The 24,732-nt window shown below is 59.6% G+C and carries 27 protein-coding genes; 19 read left to right on the top strand and 8 right to left on the bottom strand.

The window, feature by feature from the left end; translation table 11 throughout:
* Nucleotides 1-216: 216 nt before the first annotated feature.
* The gene (locus M2400_RS22100) at nt 217-738 is read right to left on the bottom strand and encodes a hypothetical protein (protein WP_259198995.1); all 522 of its coding nucleotides are present in this window, start codon (nt 736-738) and stop codon (nt 217-219) included.
* A 167-nt stretch (nt 739-905) separates the two neighbouring features.
* Between M2400_RS22100 and M2400_RS22105 the strand changes: the two genes are divergently transcribed.
* On the top strand, nt 906-3,545 hold the full coding sequence (locus tag M2400_RS22105; protein ID WP_259198994.1) for an ATP-binding protein: 2,640 nt from the start codon (nt 906-908) through the stop codon (nt 3,543-3,545).
* 26 nt (nt 3,546-3,571) lie between these two features.
* Here M2400_RS22105 and M2400_RS22110 read toward each other — a convergent pair whose 3' ends face one another.
* Together M2400_RS22110 and M2400_RS22115 are read right to left on the bottom strand one after the other, a co-directional pair.
* Nucleotides 3,572-4,210 (bottom strand): helix-turn-helix domain-containing protein, encoded by a 639-nt coding sequence (locus tag M2400_RS22110; protein ID WP_259198993.1) that lies wholly within the window; start codon nt 4,208-4,210, stop codon nt 3,572-3,574.
* Nucleotides 4,211-4,214: 4 nt separating this feature from the next.
* Nucleotides 4,215-4,373, bottom strand: a complete 159-nt coding sequence (locus M2400_RS22115) for a hypothetical protein (RefSeq protein WP_177120167.1) — start codon at nt 4,371-4,373, stop codon at nt 4,215-4,217.
* Nucleotides 4,374-4,589: 216 nt separating this feature from the next.
* On the opposite strand from M2400_RS22115, the gene M2400_RS22120 reads away from it, so the two are divergent.
* From M2400_RS22120 to M2400_RS22140, 5 genes are all read left to right on the top strand, one after another.
* Entirely contained in the window at nt 4,590-6,737 is a 2,148-nt protein-coding gene (locus tag M2400_RS22120; RefSeq protein WP_259198992.1) for a TonB-dependent receptor domain-containing protein, read from the top strand.
* Between the two features lie 415 nt (nt 6,738-7,152).
* A complete protein-coding gene (locus M2400_RS22125) occupies nt 7,153-7,998 on the top strand; it encodes a DNA/RNA non-specific endonuclease (protein ID WP_177120169.1) in 846 nt (281 codons plus the stop codon).
* Nucleotides 7,999-8,231: 233 nt separating this feature from the next.
* A complete protein-coding gene (locus tag M2400_RS22130) occupies nt 8,232-8,777 on the top strand; it encodes a sigma-70 family RNA polymerase sigma factor (RefSeq protein ID WP_177042616.1) in 546 nt (181 codons plus the stop codon).
* The gene (locus tag M2400_RS22135; protein WP_259198991.1) at nt 8,774-9,718 is read left to right on the top strand and encodes a FecR family protein; all 945 of its coding nucleotides are present in this window, start codon (nt 8,774-8,776) and stop codon (nt 9,716-9,718) included. The genes M2400_RS22130 and M2400_RS22135 overlap by 4 nt, the downstream gene beginning before the upstream one ends.
* An 88-nt stretch (nt 9,719-9,806) precedes the next feature.
* Nucleotides 9,807-12,296, top strand: a complete 2,490-nt coding sequence (locus M2400_RS22140; protein WP_177120171.1) for a TonB-dependent siderophore receptor — start codon at nt 9,807-9,809, stop codon at nt 12,294-12,296.
* A gap of 69 nt (nt 12,297-12,365) precedes the next feature.
* Here M2400_RS22140 and M2400_RS22145 read toward each other — a convergent pair whose 3' ends face one another.
* Entirely contained in the window at nt 12,366-13,778 is a 1,413-nt protein-coding gene (locus M2400_RS22145) for a PLP-dependent aminotransferase family protein (protein ID WP_259198990.1), read from the bottom strand.
* Between the two features lie 17 nt (nt 13,779-13,795).
* The gene (locus M2400_RS22150) at nt 13,796-14,398 is read right to left on the bottom strand and encodes an FMN-dependent NADH-azoreductase (protein ID WP_259198989.1); all 603 of its coding nucleotides are present in this window, start codon (nt 14,396-14,398) and stop codon (nt 13,796-13,798) included.
* A gap of 195 nt (nt 14,399-14,593) precedes the next feature.
* Between M2400_RS22150 and M2400_RS22155 the strand changes: the two genes are divergently transcribed.
* The 3 genes from M2400_RS22155 (at nt 14,594) to M2400_RS22165 (ending at nt 15,844) form a co-directional block, all read left to right on the top strand.
* The gene (locus tag M2400_RS22155) at nt 14,594-15,040 is read left to right on the top strand and encodes a carboxymuconolactone decarboxylase family protein (RefSeq protein WP_177042611.1); all 447 of its coding nucleotides are present in this window, start codon (nt 14,594-14,596) and stop codon (nt 15,038-15,040) included.
* Nucleotides 15,041-15,110: 70 nt separating this feature from the next.
* Nucleotides 15,111-15,431 carry a multidrug efflux SMR transporter gene (locus M2400_RS22160; RefSeq protein WP_177120173.1) on the top strand — a complete coding sequence of 107 codons (321 nt, stop codon included), beginning with the start codon at nt 15,111-15,113 and terminating at the stop codon, nt 15,429-15,431.
* An 83-nt stretch (nt 15,432-15,514) separates the two neighbouring features.
* Entirely contained in the window at nt 15,515-15,844 is a 330-nt protein-coding gene (locus tag M2400_RS22165) for a hypothetical protein (protein WP_177042609.1), read from the top strand.
* Nucleotides 15,845-15,847: 3 nt separating this feature from the next.
* Here M2400_RS22165 and M2400_RS22170 read toward each other — a convergent pair whose 3' ends face one another.
* A complete protein-coding gene (locus M2400_RS22170) occupies nt 15,848-16,399 on the bottom strand; it encodes a DUF4262 domain-containing protein (protein ID WP_259198988.1) in 552 nt (183 codons plus the stop codon).
* A gap of 171 nt (nt 16,400-16,570) precedes the next feature.
* On the opposite strand from M2400_RS22170, the gene M2400_RS22175 reads away from it, so the two are divergent.
* From M2400_RS22175 to M2400_RS22190, 4 genes are all read left to right on the top strand, one after another.
* On the top strand, nt 16,571-17,266 hold the full coding sequence (locus M2400_RS22175) for a fumarylacetoacetate hydrolase family protein (protein WP_259198987.1): 696 nt from the start codon (nt 16,571-16,573) through the stop codon (nt 17,264-17,266).
* 35 nt (nt 17,267-17,301) lie between these two features.
* A complete protein-coding gene (locus tag M2400_RS22180) occupies nt 17,302-18,201 on the top strand; it encodes an AraC family transcriptional regulator (RefSeq protein WP_177042607.1) in 900 nt (299 codons plus the stop codon).
* A gap of 115 nt (nt 18,202-18,316) precedes the next feature.
* The gene (locus tag M2400_RS22185; RefSeq protein ID WP_177112981.1) at nt 18,317-18,577 is read left to right on the top strand and encodes a hypothetical protein; all 261 of its coding nucleotides are present in this window, start codon (nt 18,317-18,319) and stop codon (nt 18,575-18,577) included.
* A 794-nt stretch (nt 18,578-19,371) separates the two neighbouring features.
* Nucleotides 19,372-20,625 (top strand): M10 family metallopeptidase C-terminal domain-containing protein, encoded by a 1,254-nt coding sequence (locus M2400_RS22190; protein ID WP_259198986.1) that lies wholly within the window; start codon nt 19,372-19,374, stop codon nt 20,623-20,625.
* Between the two features lie 81 nt (nt 20,626-20,706).
* Here the strand turns inward: M2400_RS22190 and M2400_RS22195 are convergent, their stop codons facing one another.
* Entirely contained in the window at nt 20,707-21,651 is a 945-nt protein-coding gene (locus M2400_RS22195; RefSeq protein WP_259198985.1) for a sensor domain-containing diguanylate cyclase, read from the bottom strand.
* 242 nt (nt 21,652-21,893) lie between these two features.
* On the opposite strand from M2400_RS22195, the gene M2400_RS22200 reads away from it, so the two are divergent.
* Nucleotides 21,894-22,142 (top strand): DUF1652 domain-containing protein, encoded by a 249-nt coding sequence (locus tag M2400_RS22200; RefSeq protein ID WP_017477131.1) that lies wholly within the window; start codon nt 21,894-21,896, stop codon nt 22,140-22,142.
* A gap of 3 nt (nt 22,143-22,145) precedes the next feature.
* On the opposite strand, the gene M2400_RS22205 is transcribed toward M2400_RS22200, so the two are convergent.
* Complete coding sequence (locus tag M2400_RS22205) at nt 22,146-22,289, bottom strand: hypothetical protein (protein WP_166742173.1); 144 nt, start codon at nt 22,287-22,289, stop codon at nt 22,146-22,148.
* 269 nt (nt 22,290-22,558) lie between these two features.
* Here M2400_RS22205 and M2400_RS22210 point away from each other — a divergent pair, with 269 nt between their 5' ends.
* The 5 genes from M2400_RS22210 to M2400_RS22230 all read left to right on the top strand — a co-directional run bounded on the left by M2400_RS22210 (nt 22,559) and on the right by M2400_RS22230 (nt 24,708).
* Complete coding sequence (locus tag M2400_RS22210; protein WP_259198984.1) at nt 22,559-22,879, top strand: YXWGXW repeat-containing protein; 321 nt, start codon at nt 22,559-22,561, stop codon at nt 22,877-22,879.
* A gap of 47 nt (nt 22,880-22,926) precedes the next feature.
* Nucleotides 22,927-23,508, top strand: a complete 582-nt coding sequence (locus M2400_RS22215; protein ID WP_177076835.1) for an RNA polymerase sigma factor — start codon at nt 22,927-22,929, stop codon at nt 23,506-23,508.
* Complete coding sequence (locus M2400_RS22220; RefSeq protein ID WP_177042601.1) at nt 23,505-23,936, top strand: hypothetical protein; 432 nt, start codon at nt 23,505-23,507, stop codon at nt 23,934-23,936. The genes M2400_RS22215 and M2400_RS22220 overlap by 4 nt, the downstream gene beginning before the upstream one ends.
* Nucleotides 23,933-24,409, top strand: a complete 477-nt coding sequence (locus M2400_RS22225) for a periplasmic heavy metal sensor (RefSeq protein WP_177042600.1) — start codon at nt 23,933-23,935, stop codon at nt 24,407-24,409. Before M2400_RS22220 ends, M2400_RS22225 begins: the two co-directional genes overlap by 4 nt.
* An 89-nt stretch (nt 24,410-24,498) precedes the next feature.
* The gene (locus M2400_RS22230; RefSeq protein ID WP_076016843.1) at nt 24,499-24,708 is read left to right on the top strand and encodes a YXWGXW repeat-containing protein; all 210 of its coding nucleotides are present in this window, start codon (nt 24,499-24,501) and stop codon (nt 24,706-24,708) included.
* Nucleotides 24,709-24,732: the final 24 nt, after the last annotated feature.

The following is a 24,732-nucleotide window of genomic DNA, read 5'->3' on the forward strand; positions in this document are numbered from 1 at the left end:
AGGCCATTCCCCAATCGCATATCCATCGCGCCGGTTTCGAACCAGTAACGGAGTCAGCCGGCGCGATCACTTCAAAGCCTCTGTCATCACGGAATTATCGGCTGCCTCGCTCCGATAAATCCCCATGCAGCGTCTATTCTTGCTGCTGGGCCAGCGCCTTGCGCCGTTGTGCGGCATCTCTAGAATCGGCCCCAGAACTTACTCATTTCCTGTCGATTACGGAGTTTCGAACATGATGAACGCCATGCAGATGCCAATGAACAACGCGATGCCAATGATGCCGATGATGGGCATGCCGATGATGATGGCCACCATGACCTGCAAGATGACCGACGAGGCCATGATGTGCACCATGAAGCCGGCCGCGGGCATGGACATGGCGATGTTCAAGAACAACGCCGAAATGATGGCGATGATGATGAACTGCGGCATGCCGATGATGATGCAGTGCGCCAACATGTCGATGATGTGCATGTCGCAAGACGGCATGGCGATGATGAACAGCATGTCCTCCATGAACATGCCGATGATGATGCCGATGGGCATGCCCATGCCGATGATGAAGTGCGTCATGGAATGCAAGATGGAAGCGAACTGCATGACCTGCAAGATGATGCCGATGCCAGGCATGAGCATGAACATGATGAACAACTGCTGCATGTTGATGATGAAGATGATGAACGACTGCGCCATGCCGATGATGATGAGCTGCAACGGCATGCCGATGATGTGCTGCACCTGCTGATTCCGCACGCACTAAGAAAAGCCCTGGCGTCTACGCGCCAGGGCTTTTTTCATTGAGTCCCGCCGAGAGAGTGATTTTGTTTTGCTATCATTGCGTCCTTTGGTGTGATCGTCGCGCCAGCCTTTAATCCGGAGTTGAGTCCGGTCAGTCAGGGATGCGTATGAGGGTAGAGTGGTGGGTCGGCGAGGATGACCTTAAAACGAGAACACGAACCGGTGGCGTCAACGCCATCAACGGCTTTGAGTTCCAGAAGGCCTACGCGCGGCTTCGCGTCGCCTGGATGCTGCTAGGGCGCCATGGGATTGTCGAGGTTCGGTACGAAGGTGCGCAGGATGTCGACATACGTTTTGGTGACGGCCGACAACAATTTGTTCAGGCCAAGCATTACAGCGCTGACCTGTCGGTGGACGATCTTCACGAAGTGATGGCTGGTTTTGCGCGTGATGTGATCAGTGCTAAGGCCAGGGGGTGCTCCGACGCCAGTTTGCCGTTGTTTCGTCTGGTGAGTACCAGGACGCCCAGCCAGCCCGAAGGGTTGGAGGTGTTCAGGAAAATCAGGCCGGCCCAGCACCGGCGCCGAATAATGAATGAGATCAAGCCGGAATACCGCAACAACCTCTCCAATCAGGAGGTCCTTAAATGCGTCAATCTCGCGTGGAAACGGACCTCATTTGAGGTTGTGCTGCGGGAAGATGCGATTCGTGATTTTTATGACCAGGCGTGCTGGGCGCTGGCCGAATTTGGTGTTCCGTTCGAGCATGTCCATGCAAGTCTTGGGCGAATAGACCAATTGCTGCGGCCTACGGCTTCCTTGCAACTCAACGACGTATCGGCGGTGCTGGTGGGCCTGCCGAAAGGGCATTTTGCCCTGGCTGGCGGAGCATGTCAGTTGCTCCCTTGTAGTTGGAAATTACCTGACAAAACCAAAGCGAACGCAGCGTTTCTGGGAAGCGGAACGTCATTGCCATGGGCTGCAGCGGCATATGGCTTGGGAGTTGAGCGCTCAGCCACACCTTGTATCGAAAGCCAGTTGAAGAGCCTGTTCGAAAAGGGCGGCATGCTTCTGATCGAAGGAGGGAGCGGAACAGGAAAATCGATACTTGCCCAGCGTATTGCCTGGGATTTTCACCGGCGCGGTACCTGCATTGTATTGGACGTCCGTTCACCCGATGGGATGAAAGATGAACACTGGTCCGCTATTAATCAACTGTGTTGCGTAAGTGAACGGCCTGTCTTGCTGGTGGTGGATGAGGTTAGTCGCAGTGATAACTTTATCGAAGAACTGGTCCGCCATGCCGGTAAGCGGCTCTGTGTCTTGTCCACCCGCCAGCCAGGTCAGGTGCTCGCGGCAGCGTCAGCCAACGTTGACTTGCGCGTGGTGAACCTGGGGGCTTTGGACAGGCAAGAAGAGAGTGGGCTCTATACGCTGCTTGGGATTACAACCACACCTTCTGGTTCGCGTAAATCATTGACGGCGTTCGCCAGTGCCGGCCAGATTTTTGCTTTCTCGCTGGCGCTTCAGAATGGGTCGTTGGAACAATTTTCGACCAAAATGGTAAAACCGCTTCGCGCCCATCCGGCTCATCTGAGTGGCTTTATTGACCTCTGCACGGCAGGACGATTTGACCAGACGATTGCAACCTCGATATTGATGAAGCGTTATCCAGGGTTCGATTTTTTTTGGAAAGACGAACGCTATGAAAATCTCGTTTTCTTGAGCAGCGACGGGGGCTTCGATCGTTTGGGGGGCGTTCATTCACTTGTTGCCCGTGAGGTGCTGAAACTCCTTGCCGTCCCTGTTGTTAAAAATGCCATTGCGCTGTGTGAGGTCTGTGATGGCTACGTTCGGGAGGAGCGTCTTTTCGCGCTACGCCTGCTTTCCAATTGTGTGAAAGACCGCACACTCAACCCGCAGTGCCTGTACCTCAAGGAAGACATCGCAGCGGTTTTGGGCGACTTTATGGTTTCAGCCTCCTATTCTGATCTTCATCGCATGCACTATTTGCTTGAGGCGCTTGGTAAGACAAAGATGGCCGGTGAATGCCTTGCGTTAGCCACCGGCGATAGGATTCGGGAGTCGCGCGATATCAGCTTGGCGCTGACGACTCAGCAGAGCTTTACCATGTTCTTCCAGGATATTCTGGCTCTTTATGAGGCTGATGCCATCGAGCTTGGACCTGGAAAACTTCTGAAGGCGACCAAGCTCTTCGGGACGGTGCAACAGATGGTGCAGCTTGTCGACTATACGGCGGGCTGGTTGCGCACGCACCGCTTCCCAGGGGAGGAGACACGTCTTCTTTTTGAGATGGGCCTTTCAACTCCGGTTCCCGTTGGAATGCAAGTAGTGCCGCTGCTGACGGAATATGTACTTGCTCCAGAAATACCTGTGGATACCGCGCTTTCCGCGGTCAAGCTGCTGGTCAGGCTCGAGTGCTCCGAATACCTGCCAGCAGTGAATAATCGCTTTATGAAAGACCTACTTGCACTGAATGACTGGTCGGACAAACAACTGACGCTGGCAATGAATTTGGCTGGTTTGGTTAAGTTATGGTCCGACCAGCCAAGCCAGCACGCGATGTGTCAGCATTTGATGCTGATTTATGCCAAATCCGGTACTCACCCCTTGCAGGTGGCAATGCTTCAAAGGGTGCTGCCGCTGGCCTCGGTTGCGCACATGAGCGAGCTGGGTCGGATGGTGGATGAGTTGGTTGTCGGGGGCGCAGCCCATGAAACGGATCTGTTGCAGAAGCAGTATGCTCAGCGCTCAGTTGTGCTGTCTTTTGGTAACGGTGGGTCGTAAATGCGCCAAACGACATCGACCGGGACCTAGTCCAGCCGTTCCGGGTAGGTGATCACCAGGAACGCCACGGCCTCGCTGTCTGCGGGGTTGCGGTAGCGGTGAGGCTGGTCGGCGTAGAACAGGATCGAGTCACCGGTGGAAAGCAGGTAGCGTTCTTCGTTGACGCTGACTTCCAGCACGCCCTGGGCCACCACCAGGTTCTCCTGGATGCCCGGCCCGTGACCTTCTGAAATCTCCTCGCCGAGTGCCTTCAAACGTATCTCGTAGAACTCCGACTGGCGCGCCATATCGTAGGGAAACAGCGCGCGGCTGATGAAGGTGCCGTCGGCACTCACCAGGCGTTTGCTCTGTTGCGCCGGCAGCAGTTCAACCCCTTCGAACGCGCGATTTTCCAGAAAGGCCGCCACCGAGACTTTCAGGCCTTTGGCGATTTTGCACAGCACCTTGATCGACGGCACGCTGCGCCCGGATTCAATCTGCGCGAGCATCGCGCGGCTTACACCGCAGTTGCGCGCCAGTGCATCCAGCGATAGATAGCGTTTACTGCGCAGGCGTTGCAGGTTGTGGGCGACGCACTGGCCGATGGCGTCGTCGTCGCCGCTGTTGCAATCCTTGGGTTTGGCGGGGAGGTCGGGCACTTCGGGAATCGCGTGCAGGAAATTCATCGCCTCACGCCCGGCGGGTATCGCTGGATGTGGTGACGTGTGCGGTAAACGCCGCGACCCCGGCCCGTGCCGCATACATCGCCCACATCAGTTCAGCCGCTGCGCGTGCCTGGCGGCGTTTGCGGTGGAGGGTGAAGTCGATGACGGTGGCGGATGTTTGCATGACGTAAATCTCTGGGGACTCAATGGCTCTACAGTAATCCGTGGCGCTTATTTCCATAAATACTGAGTTTGCATTTGGTAATTCGATTTTGGACTTAACGCCGATTGACGGCTGTCCGTTCATCAAGGGTGACCCGCCGGGCTTCACAGGCTTCCCACCACAGACCTTGTGCCGGACCGAGCCCGTCGCAAAAACGAATTCCAAGGATTTACCCCCATGCCCCCCGCGTTTTTGTTCCCCGCCCGAAAAGCCTGGCCCTTGCTGGGCTTTGGCGCCGCCCTGAGCTTCAGCCCCGTGACCCAGGCCGACGACACGCTGCAACTGGCCCCCGTTGAAGTCAGCGGCTCCGAGGTCAGCGCCGACGAGTTGGCCCAGGCCGAGCTCAAGAGCGTGCCCGGCGCCACCAATTACATCGACATGGGCAGCGTTGATCAGGGCCGGGTAAGCACCAACGAAGACGTGTTCAAGTACCAGGCCGGCGTATACGCCAAGGCGGCGAACAACGAAGGGGTGAAGCTTTCCATTCGTGGCTCGGGCATCAACCGCGGCCCGGGCGCTCACGCCTCCGGCCTGTACGAGACCTTTGACGGCCTGCCGCTGACCGGCCCCGGCGGCACGCCCTACGAACTCAAGGACCCGTTGTGGCTCTGCCGGGTGGAAGTGCTGCGCGGCGCCAACGGTTTTGACCGAGGTGCACTGGCCCTGGGCGGGGCGGTCAACTACGTCACCCACACCGGCTACGACGCTCCCAAATTGCAGGTGCGCTACGAGGCCGGCAGCCATGGCTACGCCCAGCGGGAGATCAGCTCGGGGCAAGTGCTGGGGGATGCCGACTACTACATCAGCCTCACCGACTCGCACTATGATGGCTTCCAGAACCACAGCGCCGGCAGCGGCAAAGGCATGGCGGCCAACTTCGGCTATCGCTTCAACCCTGACCTGGAAACCCGCTTCTACTTTCGCTACCGAGAAACCGACAACGACTCCCCCGGCAAGCTGACCCGCGACCAGATCAGCCACGACCCGCGCGCCGCTGCCGCGCTCAACCTGACGCGGGACTCGAAACGCACGCAACCGGGCTCGACCTGGATCGCCAACAAAACCACCTTGCACCTGGACGACAACGCCCGGATCGAGGTCGGGCTGGCGTATCACGACTACCCGATGGACCTGCGCGAAGGCACCAACCGCCTCAAGGTCGCGTACACCGACGTCAGCGGCACCGTGAATTACATCCGCCAGGACACGTTGTTCGGGCGCGACAGCAAGACCACCCTCGGCCTGCGTACCACCCAGGCCATGCCGAATAACGGTGGCTCGGAATTCGTGCGGATCCCCACCGGCAATACGGCGGGCTACGCGCCCGGCACCAAGACCCGCGACTATAGCTACCTGGGTTCCGACACCGTGCTGCATATCGGCAATGACCTGGAGCTGGTGCCGGACCTTTGGCTGACCACCGGGCTGGCGGCGATCTATACCCGCCGCGAAACCGAAGTCAGCTACCCGCAAACCCACACACCCGTCAGCCAGCACGATTGGGATTACGCGCCACGGGTCGGCCTGCGCTATGACTTCAGCCCGCAACTGCAGGTGTACGGCAACCTGAGTCGTTCGGTTGAGCCGCCTCATGCGTGGTCGATGATCTGGGGCTCCAACAAGTATTTCCCGGCAAACAGTGGCCCGGCGAGCGGGTTACAGCGTGAAGGTGTGAAACTGAAAAACCAGACCGCCACCACCCTGGAAGTCGGTGGCCGCGGTGAAGAGTGGTTCGGCCAGTGGGACCTGGCGCTGTACCGTTCCGAGGTGCGCCACGAACTGCTCAGTGTCGAAACCCAGGCCGCGACGTCCACCACGTCCGCGGTCGTTGCCGAATCCAACGCCAGCCCCACCGTGCACCAAGGCCTGGAACTGAGCCTGATCAGCCCGCTGTGGGACGGCGGCCGCACCGGCCAGCTTGCCTTGCGCCAGGCCTATACCTACAGCGACTTCCACTACCGCAACGACGACCGCTTCGGCGACAACACCTTGCCCGGCGTCCCCAAGCACTACTACCAGGCGCAACTGCGCTACAGCCACCCGAGTGGTTTCTACACCAGCCTCAATGGCGAGCATTCATCGCGGGTGGCGGTGGACTATGCCAATTCCTACTACGCGGCGGCCTACACGCTGCTCGGTGCGACGCTTGGGTATGACGCGCCGAAGCACGACTGGCAAGCCTGGGTCGACCTGCGCAACCTGACCAATCGGCGTTACGCGAATACGGTCACGCCGGGTTATGACGACAAGGGGATGGATGTGGCGCGGTCTACGCCGGGGGATGGCATGGGCGTGTACACCGGGGTTTCCTGGAGCTGGCGCTAGTAAGCCGGGCGAAGGTCAAATGTAGGAGCTGGCTTGCCTGCGATAGCATCACCTCGGTGTTACTGAAACACCGAGTCGCCTGCATCGCGGGCAAGCCCGGCTCCCACATTGGATCGGGTTTTACGGCCTGATTTTTTTGCTTTTAGCGCTGGTTTTTTTGTAACAATTGCGTGTATAAGATAAAGCCTGCTCAACTGAAAGATCATTGTTCATGAGCAGTTAGTTGCTGGCGCCATCGGCGCGGGTAGTTAAGCGGGTACGCACATGGAATGTCGCCGTACGCGCAAGCACAGTTATCCAGTCATCGACTTTATAGGCTGTCCTTTTATTCAGGGTGGCTTACGTAATGTTGGGATCAATTGCGCCCGTTTTATCAACTTAAACTTAATTAATCTGTTGTAGATGGAGTATTACCATGCAAAGGAAAGCACTGTTCAAATACGTCGCGTTGTTGTGGGTGCCGCTGATGGCGGGCTGTATCAGCACCCAGCCTTCACAGGTGCCGGAGCGCGCCATCCAGGTACCGCTGGAGCAGGCCACCACGGTCGATAACTGCTCCGAGGGTTGCCCTTCCGGCGGTGGGCCGCTGACGTTGAATCGCCTGGCCTACACCCTCAATAACAACGCCTCGACCAAGTTTGCCAACTGGGTGGCCTACCGGATTACCAAGTCCACACCGGCCAGCGGGCGCCCGCGCAATTGGCAGACCGACCCCGACATCCCGGCGGGCGAAACCCTTGACCCGGTTGACTATAACGGTGCCAACGTGGCGCTGAAGGTCGACCGCGGGCACCAGGCCAACCTCGCGTCGATGGCCGGCGTGGCCGATTGGCAGACCCTCAATTACCTGTCCAACATCACCCCGCAAAAGTCCGATCTGAACCAGGGGCCGTGGGCACACCTGGAGGATCAGGAGCGCAAACTGAGCCAGGACGCGACGGTGGATGAGGTGTATGTGATGACCGGCCCGCTGTATGAGAAATTCATCGGTACTTTGCCGGGCACGAATAAGGTCCACACGATCCCCAGCGGTTACTGGAAGATTGTTTCCGTGGGCAAGTCGCCGCAAGACGGACTTTACGCTTCCTTCATCATGAATCAGGAAGCACCCAAAGGCGCCAACTTCTGTGATTACCGCGCAACGGTGGAACAGATTGAACAACGTTCCGGGCTGACATTCTGGAGTGAGTTGCCGCAAGCCGTGCAAGTGGCACTTAAGTCAAAGCAAGGGCAATTGCCGCAGAGGATTGGTTGCAAGTAATCACCTTGCTGTAGAAGTTGGTCGTTAATTATCCTCTTCATTAAGTTGGCAGGCACGGGAGTGCCTGTTGACTCATGGTTGTTTTAACTAAGTGAATAGTTTTAAAGACCTGCCGCCTATCTCTCGTTCGGCTGACCGCACATCACCCATGAAGGCCTGGACTTGCTCCTCTCTCGTTTTACTGTCATCGTTCGCGCAATTGGTAATCTTTCTTGTTTGAGAAATTTTTGCGCATGCATGACTTTCCTGTCGCTGAAGGTGATATAGCCCGTCGCCAGCAGACCATCACCGCCCTCTACAGCGACCATCATTCCTGGTTGCACGGTTGGCTGCGCAAGAAACTCGGCTGTTCGCAACATGCCGCCGACCTGGCTCACGACGCGTTTATCCGCATCCTGCTGCTGGCCGAACCCCACACCATCAAGGAACCCCGGGCCTTTCTGGCGACGACGGCGGGGCGCCTGATGATTGATGGCGCACGTCGGCGGCGGATCGAAAAGGCCTACATGGAAGCCCTGGCGATTCAGAGCGAAGACGCCGGCATGCCTGACCCTGCGGCAATTCATGTGGCCCTCCAGGCCCTGGAACGGATTGCCGAGATGCTCACCGGCTTGCCCGCCAAGGCTCGCGAAGCCTTCCTGCTCAGCCGCCTCGACGGGCTGACCTACAGCGAAATCGCCGATCAACTGCAGGTGTCATCCAGCACGGTGAAGAACTACATTTCCAGCGCGTTGGTGCACTGCTATCACACCCTGCACGGGGCGGACCCGCTGTCGTGAGTTCCGAGCAGATCATCAGTGAAGCGGCCCGCTGGCTGACGTTGTTGCACGATGACGCCGTGACCGAGGCCGACCGCGCCGCCTTCGAGCGTTGGCGCCAGGCCGACCCACGGAATGCCGTCGCCATTGAGCGCATGCGCAGCCTGTGGGGCAGCCTCGACGCATTGCCCGCCGCCCCGGCACGCATTGCCCTGAACCGCGCGTTTGCCCCGCAAAAACCACGGTTTGCTGCCCGAGGCACCCAGGCCCTCGCGTTACTGGGTGTGTTGCTGTGCGGCTGGGCAGGCTTTGAGCGGATGCCGGTGTGGATGGCCGACCAGCGCACCAGCATCGGTGAACGCCGTCAGGTGGCACTGACGGACGGCAGCCAGGTACAGCTCAACAGCAACTCGGCGCTGGACGTGAAGTTCGACGGCCACCAACGGGTGATCGAATTGTTGCAGGGCGAGATGTGGGTCGAGGTGGCCAAGGACGCGCAACGGCCGTTCGTGGTGCACACCGACCAGGGCACGGCCACGGCGTTGGGCACGCGGTTCCTGGTGCGCAAGGCCGAGGATGGCTCCACCGTGGTCAGCGTGATCGAGTCCACCGTGGCCGTCAAAGGCAGCCGCGCAGGCGAGGTGAAAGTGCCGGCAGGGCAGAAGTCCACGCTCAAGGACGGACAGGCCGGCGAGCCGCAAGCCATCGGCAATGCCGACCCGGATGCCTGGACCCGCGGCCTGCTCAAGGTCGACGACCAACCCCTGAGTGACGTCCTGCAAACCCTCGCCGGTTACCGCCACGGCCTGGTGCGCTTCGACCCGCAGGCACTGAAAGGGATGCGCGTGTCGGGGGTGTTCAAGCTCGATGACACCGGCGCGGCACTGGCGTCACTGGCGGATAACCTGCCGATCAGGGTGGAGTACTTCACGGATTTGGTGGTGGTGATCAAGCCGCTGTAAAAAACCTGAATAAAAACTGCTCTCATTCATACCCGATTTTCCGACATGGCCGTCATGACTAATAGAACCCCATTTTCCAGGACTTCTCATGTCGCGCCTTGCTCGTCCCTTACAGCCACTGGCCCTTTCAGTGGCGATGGCTTTTGCCGCCGTACCCCTGCTGACCATTCAAGCGTCCTTTGCTGCTGAAAGCGCCGCGTTCGCCATTCCCGCCGGCGACCTGAGCCAAGCCCTCAACAGCCTCGCCGAACAGGCGGGCCTGGTATTGGCGTTTGATTCGAGCCTGACGCGCGGCAAGCGCAGCAATGGCCTGAACGGGCAGTACAGCACCGACGCCGCACTGGCCCAACTGTTGGCCGGCAGCGGCCTGCAAGCCCTGAAGATCGCCGACAACCGCTACCGCCTCGAAGCCATCCCGCCCAGCGATGGCGCCATGGAATTGCAGGCCACCACCATCAGCGGCGCGTACCAGGCGCAAAGCCCCACCGGCCCGGTGTCCGGCTACGTGGCCACCCGCAGCCTGTCGGGGACCAAGACCGACACTGCGCTGATCGAAACCCCGCAGTCGATCTCCGTGGTCACCAAAGACCAGATGCGCGCGCAGAACGCCGAGAGCCTCAACCAGATCCTGCGCTACAGCGCCGCCGTGATCCCGGAAACCCGTGGCTCCACCGCCTCGCGCCTCGACCAGTTGACCATCCGTGGCTTCGCCCCGGCCACCTACCTCGACGGCCTGCGCATGCCCTCAAGCCGGGATGCGTTGCCGCAGAAAGACGCCTTCGACCTGGAGCGCGTCGAAGTACTGCGCGGGCCGGCGTCGGTGCTGTACGGGCAGGGCACGCCCAGTGGTGTGATCAACATGGTCAGCAAGCGCCCGCTGGACACGCCGTTCCATGAAGTCGGCGTCGAGTACGGCACTTTCAACAAGAAACGCACCACCTTTGACTTGAGCGGCCCGCTGGACGATCAAGGCGTATATTCCTACCGCGTCGCCGGCCTGTTCGACGATGCCGACGGGCAGATCGACCACACCGAAACCCGTCGCCAGTCCCTGTCCACCGCCTTCACCTGGCGCCCGGACGACAACACGTCGCTGACCTTGCTCGGGCATTTCCAGAAGGACCCCAAGGGGGCGTCCTACGGTTCGATGCCGGCCTGGGGCTCGGTATTGCACAGCCCGACCGGGCGCAAGATCGACGTGGATTTCTACGACGGCGAGAAGAGCTTCGAGAAGAGTGACCGCGAGTATTACTCCATCGGCTACGCCTTCGAGCACCACTTCAACGATGTCTGGACCGTGCGCCAGAACGCCCGCTACCTGCGCAGCGAAGGGCAATACCGCAGTCTCTACAGCAATTACCTGGAGAGCGATTACCGCACCATCCGACGCTCTACCATTGCCAGTGACGTGAACATCGACGCCTACGCCCTCGACAACCAGTTGCAGGCCAGATTCGACACCGGCCCGCTGCAGCACACCGTGCTGATGGGCGCCGATTACCAGAACACCAGCACCGACACCAAGTCGGGCAGCGGCGTGTACACCGCCGGCCCTACGCTGGATATTTTCGACCCGGTTTATGGCGCCGCAGTGCCGGTGCCGGCCTACACCAGCGACGCTACTTCCCGCAGCGAGCAAACCGGCGTGTACCTGCAGGAACAGATGAAGTGGGACAAATGGGTGTTGTTGATGGGCGGGCGCTATGACTGGGCCACCACCGACAACAGCACCCTGGCCATGACTACCCAGAAGAAGACCAAGTCTTCCCAGGACAGCAAGGCCTTTACCGGCCGCCTGGGCCTGGTCTACCTGTTCGATAACGGCTTGGCGCCTTACGTCAGCTATTCGGAATCCTTCCAGCCGCAATCCGGCACGGGCTACGGCGGTTCGACGTTCCAGCCCACCGAAGGCAAACAGACGGAAATCGGCATCAAGTACCAGCCGCCGGGCAGCAACAGCTTTATCACCGCGGCCATCTTCGACCTGCGCCAGACCAATGTGCCGACGCTGGACCCGGACGCTTCCCACCTGTGCAACGGCTCGCGCTGCCAGATCCAGGACGGCGAAGTGCAGTCCCGTGGCTTCGAACTGGAAGGCAAGGCCAGCCTGAACGACAACCTGGACATCACCGCAGCCTACGCCTACCTGGATAACCGCATCAGCAAGTCCAACAACACCGTGCGTTATGCGCCCATCAGCGACATCGGCGTGGGCCCGGCGATCGCGGCCGAAGGCACCACCACCTACGCCGTACCGCGCCATACCGCCTCGGCCTGGGCGGACTACACCCTGCACGACGGCACGCTGAAAGGCTTCGGCGTGGGGGCCGGTGCGCGTTATGTCGGCTCATCGTGGGGCGATACCGCCAACACCCTGAAAGTGCCGGGCTACACCTTGTTTGATGCGGCGGTGCACTACGACATTCCGCACATCAATCGCCAGGGTGACAACCTGCGCCTTGCGGTGAACGCCACCAACCTTGCGAATAAAGAGTATGTCGCGTCCTGCTATTCCTACTCGTGGTGCTGGTATGGCTCACAGCGCACCGTGCAGGCGAGTGCCACGTATCAGTGGTAAATAAAAAAGGCCTTGGCGAAAGGATTCGGGAGCAGCAGCGCCAAGGCCAAAAACCAGAGCGTTCGCCGATCAGGCCATGAGTGCATTCAGGATGCGTTTTCCCAGGGCTTCGGCGACCGCCTCGGATTCGATATTGGCAAAGCCCAGCAACAGCCCGGGGCCGGTCTGGCCTTGAATATTCCAGTCGCTCAGGGCCTCTGCATAAATGCCCGCCTGCGCCAGGCGCTCTACGCACAGGCGGTCTGACTGTTGCGCGTTCAGGCGCAGGATCAAGTGCATTCCGCCCGGTTGGGCATCAATCGAAATCTGCTCGCCCAGGGCTTTGCGCAGCCCCCTGGCCGTGGCCTCCCGACGCTCACCGTAGAGTTTGCGCATACGCTGGATATGCCGCGCAAAATGCCCTTCGGCCATGAACGTCGCGACGATCGCCTGGGTCAGCTCCGGGCAACCGCCGAGGAAGGTCTGGCTGACGTGTTCGAAGCGCTCCACCTGCGCGTCGGGCACCACCAGATAGGCGAGGCGGATCCCCGGAAACAGCACCTTGCTGAACGTCCCGGCGTAGAGCACCCGGCCGTCGCGGTCCAGGCTCTTGAGGGCCGGCAGCGGGCGGCTCACGTAGCGGTATTCGCCGTCGTAGTCGTCTTCGATGATCCACGCCTGCTGGCGGCTGGCCCAATCCAGCAGTTCCAGGCGCCGGGGCAAGGACAGCGAGACACACAGCGGGCTTTGATGGGCCGGCGTGACCACCACCGCGCGGGCGCCTTTGCCCTGTTGCACGGCCTGGGATACCTGCATGCCGTCCTGGTCCACCGGCACCGGTATAGCCTTGATATTCAGGTAATCCAGCAATGGCCGGGTGAACAGGTAGCCCGGGTCTTCCAAAAGCACCCGGTCGCCCGGTTCCAGCAGTGCGTGGGCGATCAGGCCGAGCGTATTGCGATAGCCCGAGGTGACGAAGACTTGCGCAGGTGAGCAGTGGATGCCCCGCGCCATCTGCAAGTAGCTGGCAATCGCCGTGCGCAGGGAGTTCAGGCCGTAGACGCACGGGTTGGCCATGTCTGCGACCTGGGTGGCACGCACGCAACGGGCGGCGATTTTCGACCAGATCTTGCGCGGGAACGCATCCAGTGCCGGCAGGCCCATTTGAAACGGTAGCACGGCGGCTTTTTGCCTCACGGCATTGTGGTCGCTGATGGCGGTGGGGCGCTCCGGCAGGCTGGCCTTGATCCCTTCAGCCACCACGGTGCCGGCCTGGCCACGGGCCTGGATATAGCCTTCGGCTGCCAGCAGCGAATACGCGGTGTCGATGGTGCCCCGGGCCAGCCCCAGTTCCTTGGCCAGGGCCCGGGCCGCGGGTATGCGTTCGCCCGGCTTGAGCAGCCCGTCGGCAATTGCGCTGCGGAACCGCCAGTACAGTTGCCGATAGATCGGCTCCGAAGCGCCGGCGTCCAGCGGTGAAAGGGCTTTGATCGAGGTGCTCATCCGGTGGTGGGTCCTGTTCAGGTGGCGAAGTAGTCGTGCAGCGCCTGGTCGGTCTGGAGGCGGGTCTGGGCCAGGTTTTCCGGGCGTGAAGCGGTGCCTTCGACGGTGAAGAAGGTCACGTCATGCAGGCCGATCATGCCCAGGATGGTTTTCAGGTATGGCGTCAGGAAATCCGGCTGGTGCGCACGCGCCCCGGAAAATCGCCCGCCCGAGGCCACGGCCACGAACACTGGCCGGTCCTGCAACAAGCCGATCTTGCCCTGGGCCGAGATATCGAAGGTGCGGCGCACCCGCGCAATGTGATCGAGCCACAGCTTGAGGGCCGCAGGCACCGAATAGTTATGCATGGGGGTGGCGATCACCACGATATCCGCCAGCTCCACTTCCCGGACCAGCCGTTCGGACTGGGCCATCGAACCCTCTTGGGAGACGTCCACCAGCGACTGCTGGGACGTTGCGTAAGGCTCGTCCACCGGTGCCAGGGCATTTCCAGCGATCAGGCGCTGCACCACCTCGGCGGCCGGGTGCCGCTGGCGCAGGCATTCGATGATCTTGTGGGAGAGCGCGTTGCTTTCCGACGCTTGCCCGCGAGGGCTGGCGCTGACATGGAGGATATTCATGGTGCGGTGCTTCCTGGATGGATGGCCTTCAGTCTACGAACCCCATGACCCAGGCCAAAGAGCCAAGAATCAAGATTCAGAGTAGGCCATGGCGGCGCATTCATGGCCTATTGTTCAAGCCAGTTCATGGATCTTTTGGGGTAGGCCATGGCGCCGCAAGATGGCGGCTTCATCCAACTGCTACAGGACTTCACCATGACAACGCGTCTCGACTACTCCAAGGCTTCCCCTGAAGGTTACAAAGCGTTCGGCGGGGTTTACGTCTATCTGCAAAACAGTGGCCTGTCCAAGGAACTGATCGACCTGGTCTACTTGCGGGTTTCCCAGGTCAACGGCTGCGCCTTTTGCATCGACATGCACTCGCGGGACCTGCTCAAGCAAGGCCTGGCCGTGGACAAGCTGGTGCTGGTGCCGGTCTGGCACGACGCTGGCGCGGTCTTCACCCAGCGTGAGCGCGTGGCGCTGGCGTTTGCGCAAGCCGTTACCGCCAGTGATGTTTCGGACGCTGACTACGCGGCGGCTGCCGCCGAGTTCAGCGACAAGGAACTGGCCGACCTCACCTACGGCATTGCACTGATGAACGCCTTCAACCGCCTGGGCATCACCTTCCGCACCACGCCGGCGGCGGCCGCCAAGGCTTAAGCCAATTCGTTGTGGCGGGGCGGCTGGGCCCCTCGCCACACACCGACTGTATTTCCTGAGGGTTCACCCCATGGCATGGCTACTTCTCGGCTTGGCCGGCATCCTTGAAATCGCCTTCGCGTTCGCGATGAAGGCCTCGGATGGCTTCACCCGATTCACACCTGGATTGCTCACCGTGGTGACCGGCGTTTCCAGCGTGATCCTGCTTTCGACGGCGCTGCGCACGCTGCCGGTGGGCAGCGCCTACGCGGTCTGGACCGGAATCGGCGCAGCCGGCACGGCGATCCTGGGCATGGCGTTGCTGGGGGATTCCACCGCGCCGTTGCGGGTGTTGTGCATTGTGCTGATCCTTGCAGGTGTGATCGGTCTCAAACTGGTGTCGGTAAATTAACCGAGAAGGCAATTTGCTGGCCCCTTTGTAACAAAATCCTCGCCAAAATCACTTTTATTTTCAGGTGGTTAGGCGGGATGCAAATGCGCAATGTTGGAATCATGCTGATCGCCTGTTCCCTGGCGGGTGGGGCGGTTTCGGTTCAGGCACGTGAGCTGCGGGACAACGACCGGTATATGTGCAGCTGGGGGGCAGGCACGGCGGCCCGGGCGCAGGAGTTGAAGCTGTCGGGCGTCTCGCTGTATGCCGCGCGCCAGAAACTGAAGACCTACCAGTTCAAGAAGCCCTGGATGCACATGATGGCCATGGGCATCACCGAGCAGACCTACGACAGCCGTTCGCGGGTCAAGCCCGAGGTGATTCGCCAAAGTTTTTACCAGGACTGTTTGCGCTACAAGCTGGCGCGTAAATAACCCCTACTTATCAAGCAGCAACTGGAACCTGGAGAATGACTGATCGTAGGCGGGCTCCCATGGGAAGTGCCCTTGCTTGTCCGGCCAGACCATTTGCAGCGCGGGGAAGTCGGCCTTGATCGAGGCGTAGAACCAGCCGGCATAACCGAGGTATTCGCGGTAGTGCTGGCGGGCCACGGGAATGAATGCGATGCGCATGCCTTCGGCAATATCGTCATACGGCTTGTAGGTTTCATAGGCGGCTTTCGCGCCGGCAAAGCGGATCGCGGTGATGTTCAGCAGCTGCTGCGCAATCTGTGGGGGCAGCCCGAATACGATGATTTCCGGCTGGCCGAAGTTTGCGTAAAACCCCAGGGAGTAGGCAAACGATGGCTCACCGTCTTCGGCACGCACGTGCACGTGGTGCCAGCCGACTTTGTTGATATCCGCCAATACTTTCTCGTCGTACTCCGAGTCTGCCTTGGGCAACTGGAATCCCGGGAGCGGGGCCTTGGCGGACGTGTTCATCGAAAACAATGAGGCGGCGAAGAGCGCGACGGCGCGAATGATGTTCATCAGAGTCCTTTCTGCTGGATCGTGAGTGAAAGCGCGATGAGGCTAGCAGCGTTGGGTTCGGTCGGCAAAGTGATCGATGCACCGCCCAGTACAAAATCTGCGTAAGCCTGTCCAACTTCGCCCGGGAGTCAGTGCGCATACTGGCCCCAGGTAACCGAAGAGGCACATGCCATGACACGCTACGTCATCACCCCGAATGAAATCCCGTCCCTCGCAGTTCAGGACGACGACGCTCGCTTCCCTCTGCGCCGGGTGTTCTGCGTCGGGCGCAACTACAGCGAGCACGCCCGCGAAATGGGCCACGACCCGGACCGCGAGCCGCCGTTCTTCTTCATGAAACCGGCCGATGCCGTGGTGCCTGCCGAAGGCGTGATCGCCTATCCGCCCCTGACCGCCGACCTGCACCATGAAGTCGAGTTGGTGGTAGCCATCGGCAAGGGCGGGGTGGACATCGCCCCGGAAGACGCCTTCGCGCATATCTGGGGTTACGGCCTGGGCATTGATCTGACCCGCCGCGACCTCCAGGCCCTGGCGAAAAAGGCTTCTCGTCCGTGGGAATGGGCCAAGGCTTTCGATGAGTCGGCACCCTGCACCGCGTTGCGGCCGGTGAGTGCCGTCGGCCATCCGGGCAGCGGGCGTATCTGGCTCAAGGTCAATGGCGAGCAGCGCCAAGTGGGCGATCTGGCGGACCAGATCTGGTCGGTCAGCGAGGTCATCAGCCATGCGTCCAGATCCGTGGCGCTGAAGGCCGGCGACCTGATCTTCACCGGCACCCCGGCGGGCGTCGGCGCCTTGCAACCGGGCGATGTGGTGACCGCCGGAATCGACGGCCTGGCGGAGCTGAGCTTCACCCTCGGCCAGGGTTGACGCTACAGTGGTGCCAGGCCCTTCGAGAAATACGTATGCCCGGCACCCGCATCACCACCTACGGCATGGAACAGCGCAGCGACCGCTCCGACTTCTACATCCGCGACAAGCGGGGCAGGGCGGCGCTGACCAGTCCCCATCGCCACGAATACTTCCAGATCCAGATCAACCTGGGCGGCGACACCGTGCAGCACATCGGCGGTGCGGTGCGCCCGTTCCCGAAGAAGGCCCTGGCCTTTATCCTGCCCCATCGCCTGCACGTGATTCCCCATCCCGAAGACGGCGACTTCATGCTGATCAATTTCAGCCAGGGGTTTTTCCTGCCGCAACTGACCTGCGACCCGCTGGACCTGGAAGACATACCCATTGGCCAGGCGCCGGAACTGTCGCCGTTCCGCTTCCAGGAACAACTGGATTTCATCCTTGAGGACGCGGCATTCGAGGAAGTCAAAACCTGGCTGGAACACATGCGCACCCTGGACGCCCACCGCAGCTTCGGCGCCCGGGAGCGGCTCAAGGGTTACCTGTTCCAGTTGATCGGGCTGGTGTGCCAGCAGTATGCCGAGCCGCTCCAGGCCTTTGCCGCCAACAACGCCACCCGCCGTGGCCGCAAGGATGCGCTGGCGCGGGTCCAGGGCTACATCCGTGAGCATCTGCACGAGCCGTCGCTGAACCTGACCGATGCCGCGGCCGCGGCCTTCCTGTCGCCCAACTACCTGACCCACCTGCTGCGCAAGGAAACCGGCAAGCCTTTCTCCCAACTGGTGCTCGACCGGCGCATGCAGCTGGCGCGCACGCTGCTGCTCAACAGCCCGCAGATGATTGGTGCGATTGCGCACCGTTGCGGGTTTACCGACGAGGCCTATTTTTCCCGGTGTTTTCGCAAGGCCCACGGGCTGGCGCCGGGGCAGTTCAGGCGGCGTGAGCAGGACTGACGGTGTTTTACAAATCCAACACAACCCATGTGTTTCAATTTACATACAATTGAGCGTCTCGGTGAGAAGCTTGGCGATGATGTTCGCTATCAGAAACACAAGGTGCAATGAGTGTATGAGTGAGCTGGAACCCCCTCCATCCAACGCCTTCCGCTATTTTGTTGTCGGTGTTCTGTGTGTGGCGGTGATGCTGGGTGCGTATTTCGTGCGGCTCAATGCCCAGGTGGACCGGCAGCGGGAAGAAGCAGCGGAGCGCCTGGCGTTATGCCGTCAGGCGGCGAGTGTTTCGCGTACAACGCCTCAGGACGAATTGGTGCTGGTGGATCCGTGCAAACATTTGACTGAGCATTACTTGAAGAAGCCCACGCACTTTTAATCAATACCCTTATTTTTATCGCGGAATTAAACAGCGCAAGTTTGTTTAACTTAGGGTTTGTTGCACCAAAAAGTGGCGCTTTGAATAATCGGATCCATTAAAAAAGTGTGGTTATTGAAGGGCTTAGGCGCGGCTTGATCCGACGAAAGGCTTAAAAATATCTTGTTACAGATTGCTCCGGTCGGTATTATTGCCGGGCGTTCACCTCCCACGGTTTATGCATTTTTAAATCCCAAGTTTCCATCAGCTACTTGGGATTTTTTTTGCCTGGAATTTGGTGTTTTCGACAGCGATTCCCTTGCACGTCCTGTCGCTTCCACTGAGCATTCTCACTGCTGCCAGGTTGGTTTTCCGTCGTCCTGGTATATCCCACCCTACGCTACCCCGGCATGGCCGAGGAAAAATAAGCATTTAAGACGTGATAATAAATTTGGTATTAAATTTCCAACAGTATTTGTGAGAAATGTGTTGTTGTACTTTGCAGGCGTGCGCGTTTCTTTATGAAAAGTATTAAACGTACTGCACTCGATTGCCCTTTTTTCGGCGGGTATAGAAAACGTTGATTTGTGAGTGTAGTGGGTTTTTTTAGGTGGCTGGTGTCGTATTGGTTTAGTGATATTTTCTTACGTAAAATTTTGAAGACGTATTTTTTTGTCGTTTTTTGAGTGGAGTAAAAATACCGGATTTAGATCTAGTTACGAATTGAGGCTTGATTGCTTTTTTGGCCGTGTCACCTTGTTTCGGCGAATAGAGTGTTCGCTCGTTTCCGGGTGTTTAATCTGAAAGGGTATTTTATGTCGAACTTACAAGCACTTCATAATTCCACCATGACCAATGGTTATGCGGATAATTACTCAAAGTCTGCCTCTGAAGAGCCCAGCAAGACACAGCCTTCAAAAGGTTATGGTGACGGCCAGCCAACTCAGCAGAGTTCAGGCACCGGACGTAAGTGGCATGATCTTAATAATGATGGTGTTACGAGCCTCTCTTACCAGAATGGTGTCTATCATTCTTCCGAGCGGGGGAAGGGCTTACTTCCTTTTATGCTGGATGAGTCAAAGGTCAAAAGCGCTCTGCAGGATTGGTCGGATGTTGCCAACGTTACATTTACAGAGAGTAAAAATCCTGCAAATGAGGGGCACCTTAAGCTGGCTGTTCACACGTATCCTAATACACCTGATGGCGTGCCCAAAGAACCAGGATCTGAAGTGGTCTTTTTTCAGACGGCAAGGGGGACGGACGCTCCATCAATATCCAAACAAAAAATCATGCGCGAAGTGGGGCATGCAATGGGGGTTCAACGTCCCGACCATGCACCTGGCTCGTTGATGGACGATATAGAGCAAGCCCAGAAACTATATGGTGCAAATTACAATACGCGTAATACCGACACGGTTTATGGCTTTAATTCAAATGCTGATCGCGATCAGTATAGTTTGAAGGACCCTGATACGTATCGAATGATGCCGAGGCATATGCAAGAGGCTAATTCTGCGCCGAAATTTAGTGTGTGGGATGGTGGCGGTAATGACACGTTTGACTTTTCAAAGTTTACTCAGGACCAGACTATTAATCTGGGGGCAGGAACGTACTCCAATGTGGGGAGTGGTGTGAATAATGTGTCCATTGCCAGAGGCGTGACGATCGAAAATGCCAAGGGAGGAACAGGCAACGATAAAATTATCGGTAACATGGCAAATAACGTCATCGTGGGCGGCGGTGGTCAGGATCAACTATGGGGAGTAGGGGGGAACAACACCTTTAAATATAATCAGGTGTCAGACTCTACGCAGGAAAAAGCCGACCGCCTGATGGATTTTGTCAGTGGCAAGGACAAAATTGATATCACCGAAGCCATGAGCAATGCCGGTGTTACGCCGCGTCTTGTGCAAAATTTTACTGGCACGCCCGGTGATGCGGTAATCGGGTTTCACCCGACCGATAAACTTTACTATCTGGCTATTGATACCTCAGGTAACGGCAAAACCGATTTCCTTATTAAAAGTACCAAGCCTATTGTTCCAAGCGACATCGTCGTGCCTCGTTAAGCGTTGCTGTCTTTTGGCGGCGTGACGAATCGGTGCAGGCCGGGAGTGTAGGGCCTGCACCTACGTTGTGAGTATGGGGGCTCAGTCGGTGATCGTGGCTATCTCGGCGCGCATCCGCCCGTTGCGTTTGGCTTGATACAGCAATTTGTCCACCTGTTCGACAAACACCAGGGCTTCGCTTCCCGGGCTTACCGTCCGGGTGCCCACCCCCAGGCTCAGCGTCAGCAGGTCGGACACCGCCGAATGCCCATGCTTGATCTGTTGCTGGCGGATCAGGTGCAGGCAGCGCTCGGCCACACGCAGGGCAGACTCGGCGTCGGTTTCCGGCAATAACCACACAAACTCTTCACCGCCGATGCGCGCAATGAAATCCCGTGGCCGGTTGGCCGCCCGGGAGAGCGTGCTCGCCACTTGCCGCAGGCATTCGTCACCCTTGATATGCCCGTAGAGGTCGTTGTACTGCTTGAAATAATCGATATCCAACAGGATCAACGACAGCGGCAACTGGCTGCGCAGGGCGCTGGTCCACTCACGCGCCAGCACGGTGTCGAACATGCGCCGATTGGCGATGCCGGTCAGGCCGTCCTGGAAGGAATATTCCTCCAGCTGTTTCTGCAAGCGGATCAAGTGCTCTTCGGTCTTCTTGCGCTCGCTGATATCGAACATGAAGCCGATCAGTGCTTGCACCTCGCCATCCTTGCGCTCCACGTGCACCACGTCGCGAATCCACACGTACTCGCCGCTGGCGGTCAGCGCGCGGTAATCGGCTTCGTGGTCGACCCCGGCGCGGGACTGCGAGACGCAGAAGTTGACCACGTATTCGCGGTCGTCCGGGTGCATGCGTTCTACCCAGTCATCCACGGTGGCCCAGCTCTGGGGCGTCCAGCCCAGTAGCGTCTCGATCTGCGGGCCGATGTAGCTGAAGGTCATGGTTGCCCAGTCGATGCGCCAGGGAATCGCCTTGGTGGATTCCAGCAAGGTCTTGTACACGGCGCTGTCGGGTTCGCTCGGCGGTTCGATGCTCATGGGGATGCTCTTGATGGCGGCAAAAACCCAGAGCATCTGGCCATCATCGACAGGAATCAAGTGCTACGCGCGGCATCGGATGAGAGGTCGTGGTGTGGTTTTTCTGGCGTCAGCCCGCCAGCGGTTTCAGGCAAAATGAGCACCAAGTATCACTTTTGACTTAATTCCCCGGCAGGTTGAAAAAGCTCATCTACCCTAGACGGATCACGTCCACTGAGCCTGGTCCAGCGAAGGGTGCCCGCATGGTCTCGATAGCCGAGTTTCGCCACATCATGGAGTCGGGTTTTCTGCCCCTCGCCTGTGACTGCTCACTGAACAGCGACGGTTCGCTGCGCATCAACATCTTCGACCCGGCCTCCGGGCGCGTCGACCTGCTGCTGACCCGCGTGTCGCCCCAGGGTCTGGACAGCATCCGTTCCATCTCAAACCTGATTGGCGAACTGCGCACCGAGATAAAGGCCGGGCGCAGAGGGTTTGCGGCGGTCAGTTAGCGATCAGGAGATCGCTTGTGCCGTCGGGGTTGTCACCACCCCGTAACCGCGCCAGCAGCAATGCTCGCGGTGCCCCGGCAGGAACACGCAGCCGCCAAGGTTCATGAGCAGGACGGCGGCAACCAGCAGTGAAATTCGACGAGACATGGTGATTTCCTCAAGGTAGTGAACGTTGCCGATCAGCAGATACGCCTGCTGATTGCCAACGGTTAACCCTTGAACGCGACCGCCCGGCCAAATCCGTCGCAGCTTTTTGCATATTTCATCAAACCCCCGCAAACCCTGGGCAATACTGGCCCTGCCTGCCGTGCCGAGTGGTCGCGAAAAATTTTGATTTTGACGCGACGGATTTCCCCGGCACCCGCCGTTCAACCCTGCAGCAGCGATCACTGGCGATCGCCGATGAAGGAGTTGTCATGAGACTTGCACGACCGCTGGCCAAACTACGTTATGCCCTGTTGATCCCGCTGGCGCTGGCCGCCCTGGTCAGCACGCCGACCTTTGCCCAGACCGAAGTGATCATCCGCGATGCGCCGCCGCCGATGCGTGTCGAGGCGGTTCCCGTCGAGCGTCCTGGCTATGTGTGGGATCGCGGGCACTGGCGCTACGAAGGGCGCGGTTACGTGTGGATGCCGGGCCACTGGCAGCCGGTGATGCGCAACGCCCGTTGGGAACCTGGCCACTGGGAGTCGCGCGGCCCCAACTGGTACTGGATGGAAGGGCACTGGATCCGCTGACCGTCCCGTCAACCTGACCCTTAGCCACCGGACCGAGACTTGCCCTATTGAAAGACACTGATCCGGACGTTGAGCTGTTGGCCCGCATCGGTAATAACGAACCGGCGGCCATCAACGAAATGGTGACGCGCAAACTTCCGCGTTTGCTCGCGCTCGCCAGTCGGATCCTCGGGGATGCCGACGAGGCCAGGGACGTGGCCCAGGAAAGCTTCCTGCGGATCTGGCGCCAGGCTGCAAGCTGGCGCAGTGGTGAAGCGCGTTTCGACACCTGGTTGCACCGCGTGGCACTCAACCTGTGCCACGACCATTTGCGTCGGCGCAAGGAGCGCCCGTTGCACGACGAGGAGGCGATGAGCGAGGTGGTCGACACAGCGCCTGCGCCCGATGAACAGCTGGAAGCCGCCGCCCGCAGTGAGCACATGGCGGCGGCGTTGGCGTCGCTGCCCGAACGCCAGCGTGAAGCGATTGTGCTGCAGTACTATCAAGAGCTGTCGAATATCGACGCCGCTGCGCTGATGAACATCAGCGTCGAGGCACTGGAGAGCTTGCTGTCACGGGCCCGGCGCAACTTGCGCAGTTACCTTGACGACACACCCGGGCCCGCCCGCCCAGGAAGGGGAAAACCATGACGCCCGAACGATTTGCCCAATTGGCCGAGGCTTACGGCGGCCACTTGCACCGTTGGCCCCGCGCCGAACAGGCCGAAGCCCAGGCACTGCTGGATGCAGGCGATGCCGGCGCACGTGAGGTGTTGCACCAGGCGCGATGGCTCGATGGCCAGTTGGATGGGTATCAACTGGCGCCTGTCGACCCGGCGCTGGCGCGACAGATCCGTCAGTCGTTTCCCCAGCGCCAGTCGTTCTGGGCGCGTTACGCCGGCTGGCTGTCGCCTGCCGGTTTTGTCGGCGTGGGCATTGCCGGGATCGCCGCCGGAATCCTGGTGGCGTCGTTGAGCGTGCCGCTGCCCATGCTCGGTCCTGAAGTACTGCCCAGTGTCTTCGACCAGGGCGACGCCGAAGTCGTCTTCACCGTCAACGCCGAGGAAAGCGAGCAATGACCCCGTCACCCAAATACCTGAAGCCGCTGCTGGTTGTGTCGGTGTTGTTCAACGTGTTTTTGATCGGCGGGGTCGGCGGTGGCCTGTACCACTGGCTGGCGAATACCAAGCCTGCCGAGGCCGTGGTGAACCAGCATGGCTTGCGCCAGGCGATGGTCAAGCTGCCGCCGGAGCGGCGTAAGGAGTTGCGTCAGTTGCTACGCCAGAACCGCTCGGACAGCCAACCGCTGGTGCTGGCCGGGCGCGAGGCGCGGCTGGATGTGATCAAGCAACTGGAGGCGCCGACCCTGGACCGTGAGGCACTGGTGAGCGACTTGGGCAAGGCTCGGGAAGCGGACATGGCGCTCAGGGCGCTGGTGGACAACACCCTGGCGCAGTTCGCCAGCACCTTGCCCCGGGATGAGCGCCAGCGACTGGTGGAAGCGTTGTATTTGAAGGGGCAGGCGAAGGGCTCGGTAGCCAAAAAGAACTGAGACGGGCGACGGATTTTCCCGGATGGCCGCGTTTAACCCGGGTAAGCCCGCCACTCAGGCGACGGCTAGTCTCATTGGGGAACCGTGCCATGTCCCGGATATTCAAGGCCACGCTGGCCGCCACGTTGATGGCCGCTGCGTTGTCCGGTTGTATTGTCGAACCTGTTCATCCGCGTCGTCCGCCGCCGTTGGTTGAAGTAGTGCCGGTGGCCCCGGCGCCGGGGTATCAGTGGGTGCGGGGGCACTATCGCTGGGGGAACGGGCAGTGGTTGTGGGTGCCGGGGCATTGGCGGTATTGATCCTTCACCACTTTCAGTTACAAC

This window comes from Pseudomonas sp. BIGb0558 (assembly GCF_024807515.1).
Taxonomy (GTDB): domain Bacteria; phylum Pseudomonadota; class Gammaproteobacteria; order Pseudomonadales; family Pseudomonadaceae; genus Aquipseudomonas; species Aquipseudomonas yamanorum_A.